Here is a 17,814-nt window from a genome sequence, read left to right on the forward strand (position 1 = left end):
CGTTTTCACGGGTCGGCGCGGTGCTTCCGACGGCCGCTGCCAGCGTTGCCACCGTCCGCGCCTTTTTCACCTCGGAACCCATCCACCCGCTCAATGAACCTGACGCTCTCGAATCCGACCGCACCCGAACCCGACGGTGCGGACGACGGCGTATGGCTCGCCTGCATCGACTGCGAGTGGACCGGCGCACCCTTCGACGAGATTCGCTACCGCTGTCCCGACTGTGACGGACTGCTCGAAGTCCGCTACGCCGACCACCCGACGTTCGACGACTTCGAGGGAAGCGGCGTCTGGCGCTACGCCGACGCCCTGCCCGTCGAGTCCGGCGTGAGCATCGAGGAGGGGAACACCCCGCTCTACGAGGTGCCGACCATCGAGGAGGACGTCGGCGTCGACGCGCTCCGCGTCAAACACGAGGGGATGAACCCGACCGGGAGTTTCAAGGACCGCGGTATGACGCTGGGCGTCAGGGTCGCCGAAGAATTGGGCGTCTCCCGTCTCGCCTGTGCGAGCACCGGCAACACCAGCGCGGCGCTCGCCTGCTACGGCGCACGGGCCGGAACCGAAGTACTCGTGCTCCTCCCCGCCGGGAAAGTCGCCGCCGGAAAGGTCGCACAGGCCAGCCTCCACGGCGCGCGAATCCTCGAAGTCGACGGCAACTTCGACGACTGCCTCGACGTCGTTTCCGACCTCGCAAATCGGGGCGAAGCCTATCTGCTCAACTCGCTCAACCCCTTCCGACTGGAGGGGCAGAAGACCATCGGCCTCGAAATGATAGAGCAGTTCCGCGATCAGACGGGCGAACTGCCCGACAGAATCGTCCTCCCGGTCGGCAACGCCGGAAACACCAGCGCGCTGTTCAAGGCGTTCCGCGAACTCGTCGCCGCCGGGGAACTCACGCCCGAGGAGGTGCCCGTCCTGACCGGCGTGCAGGCCGAAGGCGCGGCCCCGATGGTCGAAGCCGTCGAGAACGACGCCGGGGAAGTCCGTCGCTGGGACGAAGTGGAGACCATCGCAACCGCCATCAGAATCGGTAATCCCGTCAACGCCCCGAAGGCGCTCCCCGCGATTCGGGAGACGGGCGGCACTGCCATCGCCGTCACCGACGAGGAAATCACCGACGCCCAGCGCGCGTTGGCGCGGGATGGCGTCGGCGTCGAACCCGCGAGCGCGGCGAGCATCGCCGGATTGCGAAAACTCTGCGAGTCGGGAGAAATCTCGACGGACGAGAACGTCGTCTGCCTGACGACGGGTCACCTCCTGAAAGACCCCGATGCGGCGGCCGCGGCGGGCGTCGAACCGGAACCGGTTCCGGCGGACACGGACGACGTGCTCGACCTGCTCGGTCGGTAGCCGAGCCGTATCGCGTCGAAACGCCGCACGGTAGCCCCCCGACTGACGACGAGTCGATAGAATCCGTTCGAACGCTCGAAATTTTCATTATAACAATCGCAACGATATCCTGAATCTCTCGAAAATATTGTGGATATGATGATTCAGAACCAGATATTGCAGTGGGATGATTTATCAGCCCCACTACGAAACCTGAAACGCAAAGCGATACCGAAATGCAAGTCACACCGTCCGCGACCCTCTCGGTCGTTTCGACTCTCGTCATCCTCGGCGTTACCGCGTTCATATGGCGCTATCGCGCTCGTCCGGGCGCGACGCCGTTAGTCGGATTTACGACAGCCGCGGCCGTTTGGACGGCCGGAAACGCGCTGCAGATAGCGAGCACGTCGCTCGCTGGGAAACTGTTCTGGGTCAACGTCCAGTACTTCGGCATCGTCGCCATTCCGATAACGTGGTTCGCCTTCGCGTGTGAATACACGGGCCACGATGAGTGGCTGACGCGGCGAACGTTCTCGATACTTTTCTTGTATGCTGGCGGTACGCTGGTGCTCGTCTGGACCAATCCCGTCCACCACCTCGTTCGAACGTCGAGCGAACTCGTCGTCACCGACGGCGTGGTCCGGTTGGACCGAACGTTCGGCCCGTGGTTCTGGACGAGCGTCGTCTATTCGAATCTCGTGGACGGTCTCGGGACGCTGTTGCTCCTTCGAGGGTTGATACGAGCCCGCCGGTTCTTCCGGGGACAGGCGACCGCGCTGATAGTCGGGACGATGATTCCGTGGACGGCTTCCGCGCTGTTCTACAACGGACTGCTGGGAATCGACCCGGAGGTGTTTTTCGCCGCCACGGCCATCGCGTTCGCCTACGCTATCTGGTACCACCGACTGTTCGATCTGGTTCCGGTCGGTCGCTCCGCGGTCGTGGACGAGATGACCGATGCCGTCATCGTCACCGATGACGGCGGCCGCTTGGTGGATACGAATCCCGCGGCAAACCGACTGCTCAGCGTTTCGACCGACGACATCGGCCGACGGTTCGATGACGTCTGTGCAGCGTTCCCGGAACTCGTGGAGTGTTTCCGCGCACGGCGGGTTCCCGAAACCCCCATCGTCAGCGACGTCGGTGGCGAACGTCGGTACCTCGACGTCCACTGTTCGAAGGTATCCGACTCGGGGACGAAGCTTTCGGGGACGATACTCATCGTTCGAGACGTGACCGAGTTCGAGCGGAAAAAACGGGCCGTAGAGCGGCACAACGAGCGGCTGGAGCGGGTCGGACACACCATCGCCCACGACCTTCGCAATCCCCTCAACGTCGCCGAAGGGTATCTCGGACTCGAACGCGAGCGCTCCGACGGCGAGTACTTCGATAACGTCGAACGCGCCCACGACCGCATGGAGGAGATAATCGATGACGTCCTTTCGATGGCGCGCCACGAGCGCTCGGAACGGTTCGAAAACCTCGACCTCGAACGACTCGCCGAGCGGGCGTGGGAGAACGTCGAGACGGACGCCGCCACGGTCTCCATCGAAACCGGCCCCGTCGTCGTTCGAGCGAACGAGGGGCAGTTGTCGAGCGTGTTCGAGAACCTGTTTCGAAACGCGGTCGAACACGCTGGACCGACCGTGGCCGTCGAAGTCGGATGGAAAGAGGACGAGGACGAACAGCGGGGAGGAACGATATACGTCGGTGACGACGGGCCGGGAATCCCGCCGACCGAACAGGGTCGCGTCTTCGACCACGGCTATTCGACCCGAACCGACGGGACGGGCGCGGGACTCTCCATCGTCGCCGACATCGCCGAACGACACGGGTGGGAGGTGAACGCGACGGACAACACTCGTCGCGGAGCGCGCTTCGACATCAGCGGCGTACAAACTTCATCGCCGGGGCGAGAACTCGATTGACGGTCGCTCACCGTCGCGGTTCCGACTTCTGGTGAGTCACGGCGAGCCCCCCGTTTCGCGGTGTCAGTCCGACCGCGACCACCGCGCCAGCGCGAACACGATGCTCGCGCTGACGATGAGACAGGCGAGCAGTCCGGTGAACGCCGTCTCGTATCCCGACTGCCCCGCGACGTACCCGACGTACGTCGTCCCGAGGCTGCCGAAACCGATGTAGACCGTTCGCGTCGCGCCGAGGTCGCCGCCCATGCTCCCGTCGGGGAACACGTCCATCAGGTGCGCCTGCATGGCTGGCGGATAGGCCATCAACCCCGCCGCGAACAGGGCGACGCTTCCGGCGACGGCCAGCGTCCCGCTCGCCAGTACGAGCGCGGCGAGGGCGACCGTCGCCAGCACGAGCGACCCGGCGGCGACGACCGGGCGCGATATCCGGTCGCCGAGCGCTCCCGAAACCGGTTTCACCAGCGTTCCGACGATGAACAGCGCCGCGAACGCGCTTCCCGCGAGTTCGGGCGAAAAATCCTTCGACTCCTGGAGGAACGACGGGAGGAACCCGGCGACGGACTGCCAGACGAACGCGTAGAGCGAATAGGCCACGAGGAGCGCCACGGTTCGGCGGTTGCCGAAGCGCCGCGCCGTCGCCTCGACGTCCGCGACGACCGCCCGTCCCGCGTCCGCGTCGATGGTCGGTCGGGTGTAGCCCTCCCGACTCCAGCGGTGGAGCAAAACGAGTACCAACACGGTCACCAGCACGACGGGGACGAACGCGGCCCGCCAGACGGCGACGGCGAGGACGGCGACCGCCAGCCCCGCCGCTATCACTCCACCCGTGTCCCCCGACGCGCCGTGAAGGCCGAACGCTTGCCCTCGACGGGAGACGAACAGGTCGGAGACGAGCGCCCGCGCCGGTGTCGGATACAGTCCGGCACCGCACCCGACGACGGCCGCGCCGAGCAGAAAGACGGCGTAGGTCGGCGCGCCCGCGAGAACCGTGAATCCGACCGCGAGGAGCGAAAGCCCGGACACGAGCAGGGTTTTGCGCGAGAAGCGGTCGGACAGCCTGCCGCTCGGATACTGACCGAGCGCGTACAGACCCCAGAGGAGGGTGAACGCGACGCCCGCCTGAAGCTCCGTGATGTGGAGATCCTCCATCACGGCCGGGAGCATTGGCGAGAGGACGAGCCGTCCGGCCTGAATCATCATCCACCCGAGCGAGACGACGAGGAGCAGTCGCCCGGAATACCCCGTCACGAGCCGCTCCTCGCGTCCGGCTCGTTCGTCGCCGCGGTTGGATTCGACCGACGTCACGACTCGACGGTGGCGTGGCGGCTACTTGAGTCCCGCTTTCGCGGCAGGGTAGCTCAATCGTACCGTTTGTGCGCCTCCTCTATCGTGTCGTATCACACCGACTGCTGGCCTCGTCTCCGCATAAAAAGGTTCGCCGCTCGTGGTCGGTTTTCAGTTCCCGTTTAGCGCGATGTTCCGCACTTCGATGATGCGCTCGTCCGCTTCGAGCGCTTCCTTCGCGGCCGTACTGACTTCGCTGTCCAGGTTGTAGACCGACAGCGCCTCGCCGCCGTCGGTTTCGCGGGCGTTGAACATGCCCGCGATGTTGGTGTCGTGTTCGCCGAGGACGGTTCCGATGAATCCGATGACGCCGGGCTTGTCCTGATTGCGAGCCACGAGCATGTGACCGTGGGGGATGGCGTCCACGCGGTAGCCGTCGATGCGGACGATGCGCGGGTCGTTGTCCGCGAAGAGGGTTCCTTCGACCGTTATCTCTTCGTCGTCGCTCTCGACCGTGACCGTGATGAGGCTCTGGAAGTCGGCGGCCTGCCGGGTCTTGCTCTCGGTCACTTCGACGCCGCGCTCCTCCGCGATTTGGGGGGCGTTGACGGCGTTGACCTGCCATTCGAGCGGCTGGAAGACACCCTTCTGGGCGCTGGCGGTCACGAGGTCGACTTCCTCCTCGGCGATGTCCCCCTCGTAGTTCACCTCGATGCGCTCGATGCGCTCGTCCAGCAGTTGCGTGGCGATTTTGCCCGCGGTTTCGGCGAGTTCGATGTAGGGTCGAACGCGGGGGAACGCGCTCTCCTCGACGGACGGCGCGTTGAGCGCGTTGATGACGGGTTCCTCGCGGAGCGCGGCGACCACTTGATCCGCGGTGCTAGTGGCGACGTTCTCCTGTGCGGCCTCCGTGCTCGCGCCGAGGTGAGGCGTGAGGATGACGTCGTCCACGTCGAGCAGCGGGTTGTCCTTGGGGAGCGGTTCCTCCGCGAACACGTCCACCGCCGCCCCCGCCAGCACGCCGTCGGCGACCGCTTCGGCGAGCGCGTCCTCGTCGATGACGCCGCCGCGGGCGCAGTTGACGATGTACCCGCCTTCGACCTGCGCGAGTTCCTCGGTGCTGATGAGGCCCTCCGTTTCGGGCGTGAGCGGGGTGTGAACCGTCAGGAAGTCGGCTTGTTCGAGACAGTCGTCCAGTTCGACCAGTTCCGCGCCGAGTTGCCTGGCGAGGTCCTCGCTGATGTACGGGTCGTACGCGACGAGGTTCATGCCGAGGCTGTCGAGCTTCTTTGCGACCTCCTGCCCGACGCGGCCGAGGCCGACGATGCCGAGCGTCTTGCCGTTCAGTTCCGTTCCGAGGTAGTCGCCCTTGGCCCACTCGCCGCCCTTGAGTCGGGCGTGTGCCTGCGGGATGGAGCGCGCGGCGGCGAACGCCATCGCGACCGTGTGCTCCGCGGCGGCTCGAACGTTGCCCTCCGGCGCGTTCGCCACGATGACGCCGTTTTCGGTCGCGGCCTCGATGTCGATGTTGTCCACGCCGATACCCGCACGTCCGACGATAACGAGGTCGGACGCCGCTTCGAACACGTCTCGGTTGACGTCCGTCCCCGAGCGAACGATGAGTCCGTTCGCATCGGAAACCGCGTTCAAAAGTGCGTCGCCCTCTACGTCGTATGCCGTTTCTACCTCGTATCCGCTTTCACGAAGTCGCTCGAGACCCGCGTCCGCGATGGGGTCCGTGACGAGAACCTTCATTGCTGGAGAGAATGCACCCCCCACCCGTTAACCCTTTCTCTCACAGCGAAGATTGCCAATATATTTTCTTATTCTATTTTCTAAAAATATGTTGTCATGGGTGGGAACTGCTACGGCCGGTGGCTACCGATTCCGTTCGCGGCGGTCGGAGGACGGCCGTTCGGTCTCGTCTTTTTCGTGGGCTTCGACCGCTTCGTCGCTCGCATCGCTTCCGTCGTTTTCGTCCCCATCCGACTCGGACGCGAAACACTCACGACAGTAGTCGTTGCTCCCGCTTTCGACCAGCGCAATCGGGACGCCATCGACGACGAGTTCCCTCACGAACCGCCGTCGAACGCCGTTCCCGCCGTGCGTGCCACAGACGCTACATTCCCCGTCACCGAGCGCAATTCGCTCGGTGACGACGCGACGGCCGACGCCGTACCGCCCGCGGTCGTAGGCACGCTCCGCACGACTAAGCCGATAGGAGAGGAACGTCGCCGGGACGAGAACGACGAGCAACAGGAGGAGGGCCTTCCAACTCACCAACGACCGGACGACGACGCCGAGGAGCACCGCGAGCGAGGCGAATCCGACCGCGACGAGGACCCACTTCGCCAATCGGGTCGTGGCGTCGTCCGTCATCAGGCCGACGCGTTCGTCGAGTTGGCGGACGTCCCGGGCGGCGAATCGCCGTTCGACCCGCCGACGTTCCGCACGAACTGCGGGTAGCCGCCGTCGCCGACCGGGATGTAAACCGTATCCGTGTCGTCGAGTTTGTCGATGTACTGCTGCGTGAGGACCTTCTGGTCGAGCGATTCGCTCAGGATGCGGTTCGCTTCTGCCTCCCCGTTCGCCTCGATTTTCTTCCGGTCGGCTTCGAGTTTCTCGACTTCGAGTTCGTTCTCCTTCTGCTGTCGGCGCTGTTTCGTGATCTCCTTCTGTTCGACCGCCTGCTCGTACTGTTTCGGCAGGTTGACCTTTCGAATCTGGACCGCTTCGAGGATGAGGCCGTCGCGGCCGAAGTCCTTCTTCAGGGCGCTCTGTGCGGCCTGTTTCAGTTCCGTCTGGCCCTTTCCGGTGTAGATTTCGGTCACGGGGAGGGCACCCGCCTCGGTGCGGAGCACGGAGCGAATGCTCGGGCGGATGAGGCGCTGCTCCGCGGACCCGAGCGTCCGGTAGTTCTTGTAGAATTTCACGGCCTGTCCTGCATCCACGCGATACCGCACGGTGATGTCGATGTCCACCCGGAGTCCGTCCTCCGTCAGGACGGTGATGGAGTCGTCTGTATCGGCCTTACTCCCTTCGCCCTGTTGGCTGGACATGGTGTAGGACTGGGGGCGCGTGGAGAGCGACACGGTGTCCTGGGAAACCGGGTTGATGAAGTGGGCACCCGGTTCGAACACCGTTCCCGTCGCGGCACCCCACTTTTTGACCACCTGGACGTTCCCCTCGTCGACGGGCGTCCACGAGAGGAACCCGATCACCGGGGCGGCGATGAGGACGATGACGAGGACGATGAGGAGGGTGTTGCCGAAGATGCTTCGGAGGTCGATATCGGGAATATTCGGTCCCGAGGAACCGTCGGGGTCTATCGGAATGTCACTATCGGAACTCATTCAGGTACGACCACATGTCTTGGGAGACATGTTATATCTCTTGGCGTTTGTCGCCAGCGGCGTGCATCGAACTTTATACCGTTGGGTTGCGAATCACGACTCGAATGACGCTAGTCGCGTTCGATTTCGACGGAACGCTTTCGGATTCGGAAATGACCGTCCTCCTCGGGAAACAGGTCGGTGCGGCCGACGAGATGGCGGACATCACCGCCCGAGCGATGAACGACGAACTCAGCTACGCGGAGAGCCTCCGCGAACGGGCGTCTCTCCTCGAAGGGCTGTCGGTCAAAAAGGCCGCCGACGCGTTCTCGGAGGTGACCCTCCGCCCCGGTGCGGCCGAAATCCTCGGCGAACTGGAGGAAAAGGGAACCCACGTCGCCATCCTCACCGGCGGGTTCGAGTGGGGCGTCCGAGACGCGCTCGAACGCGAGGGCGTCTCGGTGGACACCATCGTCGCCAACCGACTGCTGGACGACGGTACGAAACTGACGGGCGAGGTCGAGGGGCCGCTCATCGAGGGGACGAAGGACGACGCGCTCGAAGCGCTCGCGGAAGAACAGGACATCGACATGGTGAACACCGTCGCAATCGGCGACGGCGCGAACGACCTCCCGATGCTCGAGGTCGCGGGGTTGGCCGTCGGATTCGACCCGAAACCCGCCGTCGCGCCCGCCTGTGACACCATCGTCACGCACATGAACGAACTCCACGACGTGCTGGGTCGAAAGAACGCGATTTGAGCGTTCGTCACCATCTCATATCGTGAATGAGGATAGCGGCGCTGAGACGCGTGATATTCCGGGTCTCGCTATCTTTAATATCTCAGCGAGCGTCTAATACAGTTGGTGATTATCATGGAACGATACACTCCCTTCGAGGACATGGACCGAATGTTCGAACAGATGCGTTCTCGCATGTGGGGGACGAGTGCCCCGCGGAGCGAACTCCGAGGAACATCCCACGGGACGCACGTGGACCTGAAAGAACGCGACGGCGAGTTCGTCCTCGTCGCCGACCTCCCCGGATTCGAGAAGGAGGAGATAGAACTCTCGTTCGCGGATGATACGATGACCGTCGCCGCGAAACACGAGGTGTCCGGCGACGACTTCAGCCGCGCCCGCGAACTCTCGGAGCGCGCGACGATGCCGAAACCGGTCGAGAAGGACGGAATCGAGGCGACCTACCGCAACGGTGTCCTCGAAGTTCGGCTTCCCATCAGCGAGGTGGAGATCGACGACGGCGACCGTATCGAAATTTCGGACTGATTTTTTTGGCGCGACCCGTCGACCAGCGGCGGCACCGTCTCGCGGAGCGCGCTCGCTGGAATCGCAAAGCCGAGGTTCTCTCCGCCGACGATTCCCGCCGTGTTGACGCCGACGACGCGTCCGTTACAGTTCACGAGCGGTCCGCCGCTGTTGCCCGGATTGATGGCCGCGTCGGTCTGCACGACGCCGGAAATCGTCGCCCCGTGTTGGGACGGCAGCGTCCGGTTGACCCCGCTGACGACGCCCTGCGTGATGGTTCCCTGCAGGCCGAGCGGACTGCCGAGGGCGGCGACTGACTGTCCCGGTTCCGCCCGACGCTCCGCGAGCGGGAGCGACTCGACGTACGACGGGACGTTTTGCACGCGGAGGACCGCGAGGTCGCGTTTCGGCGCGGCCCCGACGACCGTCGCACGTCGCCACTGACCGCGGTCGAACTGGACGCGGAGTCGGGTCGCCCGCGCGACGACGTGCTGGTTCGTGACGACGTAGCCGCCCCCCTCGGACAGTTCGTAGACGAATCCCGACCCTTCGCCTTCGCTCCGGGGCGTTTCGACGCCGACCGAGACGACGGAATCGATGCTCCGGTCGTAGAGGCTCGAAAAGTCGCACGTCGATTGCTCCGCTCCTTGCGTGCCCTGTGCTCGGACGGTTCCGTTCGACGCGACGGTCCCCCACGACGGGACGACCCCCCAACTCGCGGTGACGAGAAGGACGGCGACCACGGTGACGATAGCGACGGTGAGCGTGCGAGACGGCGGAAGCGGTCGAGTTCCCATCTCGCACTCTGGACGACACGCGCGCTAATCAGTGCCACGGCCGAACGACGGGGACGGCGGCGCGACGGGAACTACTGCGCGAACAGGCTGGCGTGAACGGGCGCGAAGTCGCTCGAATCGGACGAGAGGAATCGGCGAATCGGCGGACCGACCAGTTCGGGTTCGGTGAGAAACGCGTCGTGCCCGTGGTCGCTGTGGAGGGAGCGGTGCGTCGCTTCGACGCCCGCCCGTTCGAACGACTCCATGAGGTGATTCGACTGCTCGACGGTGAAATGCCAGTCGCCCGAAATCGAGATGAGGAGCGCCTCGCCGTCGAAGTCGGCGAGCGCCTCGGCGTCCGAGTCACAGTCCGCCGCGAGGTCGTAGTTCTCCATGGCATGCGTGAGGTGGAGGTAGCTGTTCGCGTCGAACCGCCGGACGAACTTCTCGGCCTGGTAATCGAGGTAGCTCTCCACGTCGCGGTAGGAATCGGGGCCGAATCCGGCGATTCGGTCGTCCGCTCCTCGGCCGTTCGACGGAAACGACCCCGGCGCGGCGTCGGCGAAGTCCCGGCCGAACTTCTCGCCCATCGAATCCTTCGAGAGGTACGTGATGTGGCCGAGTTGGCGGGCGAGCGCCAGTCCGCTGTCCGGGTGGTCGGGGTAGTAATCGCCGCCCTGCCACGCCGGGTCGGAGGTAATCGCCCGCCGCGCGACCGCCGACAGGGCGAGCAGTTGCGGGTCGAGTCGGGAACCGGTGGCGACGGGAATCACGCGTTCGACCATCTCCGGGTATCGCTTCGCCCATTCGAGCGCGTTCATCCCGCCGACGCTGCCGCCGACGACGGCCCGCAATCGGTCGATTCCGAGGTCGTCGAGCAGTCGTCTCTGGACGCGAACCCAGTCGCCGACGGTCACGGCTGGGAAGTCGGAACCGTACGGGTCGCCCGTCTCGGGGTTCGTGCTGGCCGGGCCGGTGGTCCCGTAGCACGACCCCGGCACGTTCGCGGCGACGACGAACTGCTCGTGGGTGTCGATGGCTTTGCCGGGGCCGACGATTTGGTCCCACCAGCCTTCGCCCTGCCCGTCGGCGGCCCCCGTCACGTGGTGGCTTCCGGTCAGCGCGTGACAGACGAGGATCGCGTTGTCGCCGGTGAACTCGCCGTAGGTCTCGTAGGCGGCTTCCAGTTCGGGAATCTCCTCGCCGCACTCGAACTCGAACGGGCCGAGCGAGAGCGTGGAGTCCACGGTGGCGTCGGTCGGTTCGGTCATCGTGTCGAGTCCTCTGTTCGTGTCACCTCGTTTTTCGTCGTGGCGTCCGCCCTGTCCGTCGCCGATTCGATGGCGTTCTCGATGTCGGCGAGGATGTCCGCGGGGTCCTCGATGCCCACCGATAGGCGAATCAGGTCGCGCGTGACGCCCGCCGACCGCTGTTCGTCGGGCGAGAGTTGTGCGTGCGTCGTGCTCGCGGGGTGGATGACGAGCGTCTTCGCGTCGCCGATGTTGGCGAGGAAGGACGCGAGGTCCACGTCCTCGCAGAACGCCTTGCTCGCCTCGAACTCCCCGAGGCCGAAGGCAATCATGCCTCCGTAGCCCCCCGACAGGTACCGACTCGCGTTGTCGTGCGTCCGGTGGTCGTCGAGGCCGGGGTAGGCGACCCACGCCACCTCCTCGTGGTCCGCGAGGTACTCCGCGACGATGGCGGCGTTCTCGCAGTGCCGGTCCATCCGAAGCGGCAGCGTCTCGATTCCTTGGAGGGTCTGCCACGCGTCGAACGGCGATTGCTGGTTGCCGAGGCTTCGAACTGACCGGAGCCTCGCGGCGGCGGCGAGCGGCGCGTCAGCGAAGTCGCGCGAGAAATTTACGCCGTGGTACGCCGGGTTCTCGCCGCCGATTTCGGGGTAGTCGCTCCAGTCGAAATCGCCGCCGTCCACGAGGACGCCGCCGACCGTGGTGCCGCTCCCGTGGAGCCACTTCGTCGTGGACTCCCAGACGGCATCCGCGCCGTGTTCGAGCGGGCGACAGAGCGCGGGCGTGGCGAACGTGTTGTCCACGACGAGCGGAACGCCGTGGTCGTGGGCGATGGCCGCCACGCGCTCGAAGTCGGGCGTGACGAGCGACGGGTTGCCGACGGTTTCGACGTGAACGAAGGCCGTGTCGTCGTCGATCTCCTCCTCGTAGGCGTCGTAGTCGAGCGTTTCTACGAGACGGGCGTCGATTCCCCGGCGGGTCGCGGTGTGGGCGAAGTAGGCCGTCGTGCCGCCGTAGGTGTCGGTCGAGAGGACGACGTTATCGCCCGATTCGGCGAGGACGAGCGTGAGGGCGTCCAACGCGGCCATGCCGCTGGCGGTGGCGACCGCATCCGCCCCGCCTTCGAGCGAGGCGATGCGGTCTTCCAGCATCTCGACGGTCGGGTTGCTCAGGCGCGAGTAGATGTGACCGTCGGCCTCCAGCGCGTACAGGTCGGCCGCGTGGTCGGCGTCATCGAACGCGTAGGACGTGGTTTGGTAGAGTGGCGGGGCGACCGCCCCCGTCGCGGGGTCCGGCTCCTGTCCCGCGTGAACGCTTCGAGTATCGAATCGGGACCCGTCGTTGCTCATGTGTAATACGCATATTCTCCAAGAATTTTATAACCAGCAGTTACGGCAACGTTTGCTAACCGTGAGTGTCAGTGACACTGGTCGTGCTGTTGACTTGATGATGGGACGTGAGTCGGAGTTTCGTTCCCGGACACTCGGCGCGAAACAGCCAAGACCGCCGGACGCGTTTTCATCCCAATGGCCGCTCCGTCCCCTCCCACCGGATACCGCCCTCCCGAACGGTTCCGCTACTCCTCTCCCTTTCTCGCCCTCGCGTCGCTCGTCGCGTTCGTCGTCTCCGTCGTCGGCTTCGGTGCCCTCCTCTGGTTCCTGCAGGGGACCCCCGAGGGCGGGTCCGTCTCGTTCGGCTTCGCGGGAGTCGTCGCCGTCTTCCTCGTCTGTCTCGCCACGCTGGTCGTTCACGAGGCGATACACGGCCTCGTCTTTCGGTGGCTGGGATATCGCGTCTCGTTCGGCTTCGCACCGCACGTTCCCGCCCTCTACACCGCCGCGTTCGGGCAGTTCGTCACTCGCCGGGACAACCTCCTCACCGGAGTCGCACCGCTCGTCGTCGTCACCGCCGTCGCGGTCCCGCTGTTGGCGGCGCCGCTCCCCGTCGCGTCCGTGGCGTATCTCGTCCTCCTCGTCAACACCTCTGGTGCGGTGGGGGACGTCTACATCTCGTGGCGACTGTGGCGACTGCCCCCCGAGACGCTGTGTTACGACGCGGATATCGAGCACAGCTACGCCTTCGAACCCGCGAACGACACCGCTATAGGTGCCGAGTAACTCGCCACAACCGATGCAAAGGCGCACGTTCACGCTCCTCGGACTCGGTGCGTTCGGCCTCACCGTCGTCAGTTTCGTCCTCCTCGGGTTCGGCCGCCTCGTTCTCTCCTACCGGACGGCGCGCTATCTCTCCGCCCCGACGATGTTCCTCTCCTTCGCGCTCCTCGTCAGTCTGTTCGTCTACTCCGTGCTCGTCTACGTCGGCGTCGCGGAACTGGAGTGAGGGGGGACGGAGTGGGGACCGTCTATCTTGCGTCGCCGGTTTTCCCCCACGCGGCACGCTACCACCCGCGCCGGATTTATATTTCGACGGTCCCTACCACGGACCGTGAGCGAGCGCACGAGTGCCCTTGACACCCTCGTTTTCGGTGTCGATATCCAAAGCGGGGACGTTCGGGGTGATTCTCCCTCTTACGCACTGGTCGTCTATGATGGCGAGGAGTTGGACCGCGACGTCGTCTCCTACCGCAAACTCCGTCGGCTCATCGACCGCGACGAACCGACGTTCGTGGCGACGGACAACATGTACGAACTCGCGGCCGACAAGAACGCCCTCGTCCACTTCCTCGGTAGCCTGCCGAACGAAACCCGCCTCGTGCAGGTGACGGGCGCTGAACGACCCGAACCCCTCTCCCGTGTCGCGTCGCGCCACGGCGTTCCCTACGGAAAGAAACCGATGCGCGAAGCGGAGGCCGCGGCCCGCCTCGCCGCGATGAACGTCGGGCAGGTCGTGTCGGCATTCACGGACACGACGCGCGTCAGGGTCTCCCGCGGGCGCTCGACCGGAAAAGGCGGCTGGAGCGAGGACCGCTACACCCGCCGGATTCACGGGTCGGTGAAAGAACACTCCCGAACGGTCGAATCCAAACTCGAGAGCGCCGGACTCGACTACGAGCGCGAGGTGACGGAGAAGTACGGCGGCTACTCCAACGCGACGTTCGACGTGGACGCCCGGCCGGGCGACATCCCCGTCTCGTCCCGGCGCTCCGGCGACATCCGGGTCGAAATCGAGCGACTCCGCCGCGACGGCATCGAGTTCGAACCCCTCGCAAAGCGCCGCGACCACGTAATCGTCGGTATCGACCCCGGTACCACGACGGCGGTGGCGATGACCGACTTGGACGGGACCCTCCTCGACGTGTTGAGCACGCGGACCGCCGACACCGCCGACGTCATCGAGTGGATAATCGAGCGGGGCCGACCGGTCATCGTCGCGGCCGACGTGACGCCGATGCCGGAAACCGTGGAGAAGTTCCGCCGGAGCTTCGACGCCGCAGGGTGGACGCCCGAACGCGACCTGCCGGTGGACGAAAAGCAACACCGGACGCGGGAGGACGGCTACGACAACGACCATCAGCGCGACGCGATGGCCGCCGCGTTCTTCGCCTTCGACAGCCACGAGGACCAGTTCCGGCGAATCGCCCGCAAGGTGCCGCCGGGAATCAGTCGAGGGGAAGTCACCGCCCGCGTCGTGGCGAACGACGAGAGCGTCGAGAGCGTCCTCCGTGACCTCTCGGACGACCCGGAACCGGAACCGGAGGAATCCGAACACACGGTCCGCGAACTCTCGGCCGAGGAGAAGCGCATCAAGCAACTCGAATCGCAGGTCGAGCGGTTGCAGTCGCACACGGCGGAGTTGAACGAAATCGTCGAGAAGAAGGACGAGCGAATCGAGGAGTTGGAAACCGAACTCTCGGACACGCGGCGAAAGGAGCGACAGAACGCCCGCGAGCGCCGGGAAATCTCCCGGCTTCGACGCGAGAACAATCGACTGGAGGACGAACTCGACGACCGCGACGACAGAATCGAAGAGGTGGAGGGCAAACTCGCCCGTCTGAAGAAACTGTGGAAACTCGACCACTCGAACTTCAGCGACGTGTCCGAGAAGAAGGCCGGACTCGTCGCCGTCAAACCGGTCGAGAAGTTCACCAACGACGCCATCGACGCCGCCCACGAGAGCTACGGACTCGCCGAGGGCGACGTGATCTTCCTCCGCGACGCGAGCGGCGCGGGTCGCTCGACCGCCGAGCGACTGGCCGACATCGGGCCGCGCGTCGTGCTCAAGGCGGGCGGGATTTCGGACGTTGCGGACGAAGTGCTGTTCGAACACGAGATTCCCGTCGGCCCCGCCGACGAGGTGACGATTCAGGAGATAGACGAACTCGCCGTGGCGCGCGAGTCGGAAGTCGAAGCCGTCATCGACGACTGGCACGACCGCGCCGAGGAGCGCCAGAAGGAAGAGAAGGTCGAACAACTCGACCAACTCATCAGCGAACACCGGGCGGAACGACGGGCGGACGGTCGCGGGTCGTCGTCCTCGTTCGGCAACTAACCGCTCTCGTTCCCCCTCGTCCTTCCTACGTCGTCCACTCCGCTGTCAGCGTTCGGAGGACGCTCAATCCCCAGATAACGATGCCGAACCCGACCGCTAGCAGGGCCGCGTAGAGGAAGACGTATTCGGGAAGCGTCGTCGAGACGCCCTCCTGCAGGCGAATGGCGGGATACAGCGCGAGTCCACCGACGACGGCCAACCAGAGGCCGATCCGTGTTCCGTTCATATCCCCGCATTTCGACCCGGACGACTTGGCTGTTGGGACGTGCGATTCCCGGTAACGCGATGACGCAACCCTAAAGCCGGTCAACACTCTTTTTCCGGGCATGGACGCCTACGAGCTAATCTCACGGAACGCCGAGGAGTTGGTAACCGAAGCGGAAGTGCGCGAACTCGCGGAGGACCCCGAGGGCAAGCGCGCCTACGTCGGCTACGAACCCTCCGGCGTGCTCCACATCGGGCACATGCTCACCGCGAACAAACTCATCGACTTGCAGGAAGCGGGCTTCGAAGTCGTCATCCTGCTCGCCGACGTGCACGCCTACCTGAACGACAAGGGCACCTTCGAGGAGATTCGGGAGACGGCGGAACGGATGAAAGAGCAGTTCATCGCCTACGGGCTGGACGAGGAGAACACGGAGTTCCGGTTCGGCTCCGAGTTCCAGATGGACGACGACTACGTGCTCGACCTCCACGCGCTCGAACTGGAGACGACGCTCAACCGCGCGAGCAGGGCGATGTCGGAGATTCAGAGCGGCGACTCCACGAAGGTCTCGCAGGCGGTCTACCCCCTCATGCAGTCGCTCGATATCGAGTACCTCGATTTGGACCTCGCCATCGGCGGGATGGAACAGCGCAAGGTCCACATGCTCGCCCGCGACACCCTCCCGAGCATCGGCTACGAATCGCCGACCTGTCTGCACACGCCGCTCATCGCCGAACTCTCCTCGGGCGAGGGCAAGATGTCCTCCAGCAAGGGCGTCACCATCTCCATGGAGGATTCGACCGAGGACATCGAGGAGAAGGTCAACGGCGCGTTCTGTCCCCCGACCCCCGACCCCGATGGGGACCTGGAAAACCCGGTTCTCCAGATTTTCGAGTACCACGTCTTCCCCCGCTTCGAGAACGTCGTCGTCGAGCGTCCCGACAAATACGGCGGCAACCTCGAATACGGCGACTACGAGTCGCTCGAAGACGACTTGGAGAGCGGCGAACTCCACCCCGCCGACGCGAAGAGCGCGCTGTCGACGTACCTCGACGAACTCATCGCGCCCGGCCGCGAGAAGCTTCGACAGGCCGAATAGCGCGGTTTCGATTGCTATCCTTTTGCGTGTGTCGTGCCGAACGGAAATCGGTTCGAGACCGCGTGGATTTCTCGACGAGAAACTATACTATGATTCGTAGATTTGTCACATCTGATGACGGCATCCCTACCGGACGGCCTTCGCCACATCGACTGTCGGACACGGGACAAACCGAACGTGTACATCGTCGACGACGGCACGATTACGCTCGTGGATGCCGGTTGGCCCGGCGATGAAACGACGGTACGAGACGGTCTCCGTGACGCCGATATCGGACCGCGGGATATCGACCGAGTGCTGTTGACCCACTACGACGCCGACCACGTCGGGACGCTCTCCGGACTGACTCCCGAGTTGGATGCGCCAGTGTACGTTCATCGGCTGGAAGCACCGTACGTCGCCGGGAATCGACTTCCTCCGTGGACCGCCCGCCACGGAATCGAGGCACTCCACCGATTGTACTACCGACGGCTTACGCTGCCGGACCTTCCCATCCGTTCCGTCGAAGACGGGGATACGGTCGGTGACTTTCGGGTCTATCACACGCCGGGACACACGCCCGGTCACGTGGTCTACCTTCACGAGGACCTCTCCGCCGCGTTTCTCGGCGACCTCGCGTACGGGTTAGGGGACCGCCTCCGCCCGTCGGGGCGGATTTCTAGTTACGACACCGGACGAGTCGCGGACAGCATCGAGTCGCTCTGCGACCGAACCGAGGGGTTTCGATACGCGTGTCCGGGGCACGGCCCCCCTCTCGAGGACGGTCACGACCTGTTGTCGAGTATCGTCGCATAACTGGGCCTGCCGTCGACCACCCCGTGAACACGCTTCGGACCAGTCTCCGTCTTCGACGACTTGGCCTAACGCTCGAGAAGAGAGACATGTCCACGAAAC

General features: G+C 64.8%; 17 protein-coding genes. 9 read left to right on the forward strand and 8 right to left on the reverse strand.

Annotated features, from left to right (window positions below; all coding sequences use genetic code 11):
* Positions 1 to 93: 93 nt before the first annotated feature.
* A complete protein-coding gene (gene thrC / locus V5735_RS12550; protein WP_423743829.1) occupies positions 94 to 1,353 on the forward strand; it encodes a threonine synthase in 1,260 nt (419 codons plus the stop codon).
* Between the two features lie 215 nt (positions 1,354 to 1,568).
* On the forward strand, positions 1,569 to 3,260 hold the full coding sequence (locus tag V5735_RS12555) for a histidine kinase N-terminal 7TM domain-containing protein (RefSeq protein WP_423743830.1): 1,692 nt from the start codon (positions 1,569 to 1,571) through the stop codon (positions 3,258 to 3,260).
* 63 nt (positions 3,261 to 3,323) lie between these two features.
* On the opposite strand, the gene V5735_RS12560 is transcribed toward V5735_RS12555, so the two are convergent.
* From V5735_RS12560 to V5735_RS12575, 4 genes are all read right to left on the reverse strand, one after another.
* Positions 3,324 to 4,565 carry an MFS transporter gene (locus V5735_RS12560; protein ID WP_423743831.1) on the reverse strand — a complete coding sequence of 414 codons (1,242 nt, stop codon included), beginning with the start codon at positions 4,563 to 4,565 and terminating at the stop codon, positions 3,324 to 3,326.
* Positions 4,566 to 4,715: 150 nt separating this feature from the next.
* Positions 4,716 to 6,299, reverse strand: coding sequence for a phosphoglycerate dehydrogenase (gene serA / locus V5735_RS12565; RefSeq protein ID WP_423743832.1), 1,584 nt, complete (start codon positions 6,297 to 6,299; stop codon positions 4,716 to 4,718).
* A 123-nt stretch (positions 6,300 to 6,422) separates the two neighbouring features.
* Positions 6,423 to 6,923, reverse strand: a complete 501-nt coding sequence (locus V5735_RS12570; protein WP_423743833.1) for a hypothetical protein — start codon at positions 6,921 to 6,923, stop codon at positions 6,423 to 6,425.
* Complete coding sequence (locus V5735_RS12575; protein WP_423743834.1) at positions 6,923 to 7,897, reverse strand: prohibitin family protein; 975 nt, start codon at positions 7,895 to 7,897, stop codon at positions 6,923 to 6,925. The genes V5735_RS12570 and V5735_RS12575 overlap by 1 nt, the downstream gene beginning before the upstream one ends.
* A 104-nt stretch (positions 7,898 to 8,001) precedes the next feature.
* Here V5735_RS12575 and serB point away from each other — a divergent pair, with 104 nt between their 5' ends.
* Positions 8,002 to 8,637 carry a phosphoserine phosphatase SerB gene (serB, locus tag V5735_RS12580; RefSeq protein WP_423743835.1) on the forward strand — a complete coding sequence of 212 codons (636 nt, stop codon included), beginning with the start codon at positions 8,002 to 8,004 and terminating at the stop codon, positions 8,635 to 8,637.
* A 114-nt stretch (positions 8,638 to 8,751) separates the two neighbouring features.
* On the forward strand, positions 8,752 to 9,162 hold the full coding sequence (locus tag V5735_RS12585) for an Hsp20/alpha crystallin family protein (protein WP_423743836.1): 411 nt from the start codon (positions 8,752 to 8,754) through the stop codon (positions 9,160 to 9,162).
* Here V5735_RS12585 and V5735_RS12590 read toward each other — a convergent pair.
* The 3 genes from V5735_RS12590 to V5735_RS12600 form a co-directional block, all read right to left on the reverse strand.
* Positions 9,078 to 9,938 (reverse strand): S1C family serine protease, encoded by an 861-nt coding sequence (locus V5735_RS12590; protein WP_423743837.1) that lies wholly within the window; start codon positions 9,936 to 9,938, stop codon positions 9,078 to 9,080. The two genes, V5735_RS12585 and V5735_RS12590, sit on opposite strands and share 85 nt — an antisense overlap.
* A 71-nt stretch (positions 9,939 to 10,009) precedes the next feature.
* Positions 10,010 to 11,188 (reverse strand): homoserine O-acetyltransferase MetX, encoded by a 1,179-nt coding sequence (metX, locus tag V5735_RS12595; RefSeq protein ID WP_423743838.1) that lies wholly within the window; start codon positions 11,186 to 11,188, stop codon positions 10,010 to 10,012.
* The gene (locus V5735_RS12600) at positions 11,185 to 12,516 is read right to left on the reverse strand and encodes an O-acetylhomoserine aminocarboxypropyltransferase/cysteine synthase family protein (RefSeq protein ID WP_423743839.1); all 1,332 of its coding nucleotides are present in this window, start codon (positions 12,514 to 12,516) and stop codon (positions 11,185 to 11,187) included. The genes metX and V5735_RS12600 overlap by 4 nt, the downstream gene beginning before the upstream one ends.
* Before the next feature lie 177 nt (positions 12,517 to 12,693).
* Here V5735_RS12600 and V5735_RS12605 point away from each other — a divergent pair, with 177 nt between their 5' ends.
* The 3 genes from V5735_RS12605 (at position 12,694) to V5735_RS12615 (ending at position 15,616) form a co-directional block, all read left to right on the forward strand.
* Positions 12,694 to 13,284, forward strand: a complete 591-nt coding sequence (locus tag V5735_RS12605) for a DUF3267 domain-containing protein (RefSeq protein ID WP_423743840.1) — start codon at positions 12,694 to 12,696, stop codon at positions 13,282 to 13,284.
* Between the two features lie 13 nt (positions 13,285 to 13,297).
* Positions 13,298 to 13,507: a hypothetical protein gene (locus V5735_RS12610; RefSeq protein WP_423743841.1), complete on the forward strand. Its 210-nt coding sequence runs from the start codon at positions 13,298 to 13,300 to the stop codon at positions 13,505 to 13,507.
* A 105-nt stretch (positions 13,508 to 13,612) separates the two neighbouring features.
* A complete protein-coding gene (locus V5735_RS12615) occupies positions 13,613 to 15,616 on the forward strand; it encodes a DUF460 domain-containing protein (RefSeq protein ID WP_423743842.1) in 2,004 nt (667 codons plus the stop codon).
* Between the two features lie 25 nt (positions 15,617 to 15,641).
* On the opposite strand, the gene V5735_RS12620 is transcribed toward V5735_RS12615, so the two are convergent.
* Positions 15,642 to 15,842, reverse strand: coding sequence for a hypothetical protein (locus V5735_RS12620; RefSeq protein WP_423743843.1), 201 nt, complete (start codon positions 15,840 to 15,842; stop codon positions 15,642 to 15,644).
* A gap of 100 nt (positions 15,843 to 15,942) precedes the next feature.
* On the opposite strand from V5735_RS12620, the gene V5735_RS12625 reads away from it, so the two are divergent.
* Positions 15,943 to 16,920: a tyrosine--tRNA ligase gene (locus tag V5735_RS12625; protein WP_423743844.1), complete on the forward strand. Its 978-nt coding sequence runs from the start codon at positions 15,943 to 15,945 to the stop codon at positions 16,918 to 16,920.
* Positions 16,921 to 17,034: 114 nt separating this feature from the next.
* On the forward strand, positions 17,035 to 17,715 hold the full coding sequence (locus tag V5735_RS12630) for an MBL fold metallo-hydrolase (protein ID WP_423743845.1): 681 nt from the start codon (positions 17,035 to 17,037) through the stop codon (positions 17,713 to 17,715).
* The last annotated feature ends 99 nt before the right edge of the window (positions 17,716 to 17,814 follow it).

The organism is Haladaptatus sp. SPP-AMP-3 (assembly GCF_049568665.1).
Taxonomy (GTDB): domain Archaea; phylum Halobacteriota; class Halobacteria; order Halobacteriales; family Haladaptataceae; genus Haladaptatus; species Haladaptatus paucihalophilus.